The sequence below is a fragment of the Holdemanella hominis genome, assembly GCF_014306155.1.
GTDB classification, from domain to species: Bacteria; Bacillota_I; Bacilli_A; order Erysipelotrichales; family Erysipelotrichaceae; genus Holdemanella; species Holdemanella hominis.
In genome coordinates, this window is record NZ_JACRWH010000098.1 from 1 (window position 1) to 2,764 (window position 2,764).

Sequence of the window (2,764 nt, forward strand, 5' to 3'; positions counted from 1 at the left end):
CACGATACGAATCCATAGCCATTGCGGTTATGAATCACCAAATCAATATGAGAATAATTATTATTCAAAACATTAGAATTTAAAATTTATCTATTTTATGAGTCCTTTTTCTTGACGTAGTACCATAGACCAAAAAACGATAAATGGTCGATGAAAGAAGAAAAAATAAATATTTGTTAAAGAATTTCACATAATTCATATCCATTATGGATTTGATTCAACATTTTTTCTTTTGTTTGTTTAAATAAATCAAATTGCTTTTTAGCCTCATTCACGTTTTGATAGACCTTCCAATCTCCGACTAAGTAATAGGGCTTGTGTTCAATAAATCCAATTACATCATCTAAGGGATAACCAAGAAATACACCTATTTCATGAGGAAAGTTTTTTGTGTTAAGTCTTTTTTTGAGTTCTTGTATACACAGTTCAAAAGTATTTGGGTATTGATAGGATTTTAGAAAATTTTGAACTGCATTTGAGGAAATATAGTCTTTAAGTTTGGAATTGTATACATAAATGGTGTATTGAGTTTCTTGTTCTATGAGGATAAAGAAGATCCCTTTTGAATTGAATTGTTGATTGTATTGTTTGATAAATGATCGAATACTATCATCGTCTTTTGGAAGGTGGAACATATTGGCATATTTATATTGCTTCAGTGCAGGTGCACAATAATTGGCCAATAATGATTCAAAACGCTGTTTCGGCATAATTAAGCTCCAATCGCTTTTTTGATGTTTTCGATATCTTCAGGTGTACCGGAATTTTCTACTTTATATAGAATTTCACAACCATAATCTTCACTGATTTTATCAGCTGCTTGGCAATATGCGTCACCATAATTTGTATCTCCGGAGCAGACAACACCTTGAATCAATGTGCCATTGGCCATCAAGAAGTTTTCGACTTCAGCTGGTACATCCCCATAGCCATCTGTATAAGTAAATAAGATGTATGGTTCATCAATGCTCTCAGATCCATCATTGATGCGTAATGCATCAATACCTAATGAACTGATAATTTCTTCCACATTACCAGTACGACTTGCGAATGCATATTTCATGATTTTACCTCCTTAAAAGTTAGGTACAACTAACTATCATTAGTATAACTCTAAGGCAGTTAGTTGTAAATAACATTTTTAAGAAATTAATTGTATATGATATACTATTTTTGTTTAATAGGAGAGGTTTTATGCAAGTGAAAGATATGACGAAGGGAAATGAATTAAAGTTGATTTTTTTGTTTTCTCTACCTTTAATGCTTGGAAATATATTTCAGCAGCTATATACAGTTTGTGATACTATCATTGTTTCTAGACACCTTGGTGTGAAGGCGTTAGCAGCCATAGGATGTTCGGATTGGCTAACATGGATGGGAATTGCAGTCGTGACTGGTCTTGCCCAAGGTTTTTCAATTCCGATAGCTCATGCGTTTGGTACTCATGATAAGAGTAATGTACAAAAATGTATTTCTACTTTAGTTGTGAATGCGATTATATCAACAGTGGTTTTATTAGCCGTGATTTATCCGCTTCTGCCAAATATTTTGATTTTATTAAAAACACCAGCTGATATTATGGATCGAGCTCTAGCGTATACACACGTTATTTATATCGGTTTGTTTGCGACTATGTTTTATAATGCACTTGCCAGCATTTTACGTGCTTTTGGCAATTCTAAAACACCACTACAAGCCATGATTATTGCCAGTATTTTTAACGTAGGCTTAGATATACTATTCGTGATGGGATTTGAGTGGGGAATCATCGGTGCTGGTGTTGCGACAGTTATTGCACAAATTCTAGCTGGATGCTTCTGTTTATATCATGTATTAAAATTAAAAGAATATATGCCTACATCAATTTGTAAGGATGTAACATACTATAAAAATCAATTTAGATTAGGAATTCCTATGGCACTACAAAATGTCTTGATTTCAATTGGTGGTATGGTATTAACAAGTGCCGTAAATCGATATGGAACTTATTTCCTTGCTGGATTTACAGCTATGAACAAGCTATATGGAGTGCTTGAAATTTCAGCTGTTTCTTATGGCTATGCCATGGTTACATATACGGGACAAAATTATGGAGCACATCGTTATGATCGTATCAAGAGTGGTGTGAAAAAAGTTGTTTTATTATCTTTGGCTACTTCCATCTTGATTTCTATCATACTTTGGATTTTTGGACCATTCTTCTTATCTTGTTTTATATCAAAAACAAGTGAAGGTGCTAATGAAGCAATGACATATGGATTGAATTTCTTACGATGTTTAACCGTTTGGCTTCCAATTTTATATATGTTACACGCCTATCGTTCTACTATACAGGGCTTATCCAATGCCTTTATTCCTATGGTATCTGGCTTATTTGAGTTATTGATGCGAATCTCTGGAGCTTTGATTCTACCTATCTATTTTGGTAAAGCTGGCCTATATCCTGTAGAAGTGTTGGCATGGATTGGTGCTGTTATAATCTTGGTTCCTAGTTATTATCACATGGAAAGAAATTTTCAAAAAGTTTCAGAAAAACATTGACAAATTGTTTCATGCGGAATAAAATACGTTCATACATAAAGCAAAGGTGCTTATAGTTCATGAAATACATGAGCTGTAAGTGCCTTTTTACTTTTGTATAAGGGAGCTAACTATATAAAATTCAAGTATTTTTTATGAAAAAGTTTGAAAATACAAAATAACTAGATTTTTTAGTTAGTTTTAAATTGATCTTTGAAAATGTGAATATTGGATTAAATTTAGG

3 protein-coding genes are annotated in these 2,764 nt (G+C 32.7%); 1 reads left to right on the forward strand and 2 read right to left on the reverse strand.

Translation table 11 applies throughout. The features are described 5' to 3' along the window. Nucleotides 1-176: 176 nt before the first annotated feature. Together H8911_RS11950 and nrdI are read right to left on the reverse strand one after the other, a co-directional pair. Complete coding sequence (locus tag H8911_RS11950; protein ID WP_117925574.1) at nt 177-710, reverse strand: DUF3793 family protein; 534 nt, start codon at nt 708-710, stop codon at nt 177-179. 2 nt (nt 711-712) lie between these two features. Then, nucleotides 713-1,063 carry a class Ib ribonucleoside-diphosphate reductase assembly flavoprotein NrdI gene (nrdI, locus tag H8911_RS11955; RefSeq protein ID WP_117925575.1) on the reverse strand — a complete coding sequence of 117 codons (351 nt, stop codon included), beginning with the start codon at nt 1,061-1,063 and terminating at the stop codon, nt 713-715. 131 nt (nt 1,064-1,194) lie between these two features. Between nrdI and H8911_RS11960 the strand changes: the two genes are divergently transcribed. Next, nucleotides 1,195-2,541 carry an MATE family efflux transporter gene (locus H8911_RS11960; protein ID WP_222621037.1) on the forward strand — a complete coding sequence of 449 codons (1,347 nt, stop codon included), beginning with the start codon at nt 1,195-1,197 and terminating at the stop codon, nt 2,539-2,541. Nucleotides 2,542-2,764: the final 223 nt, after the last annotated feature.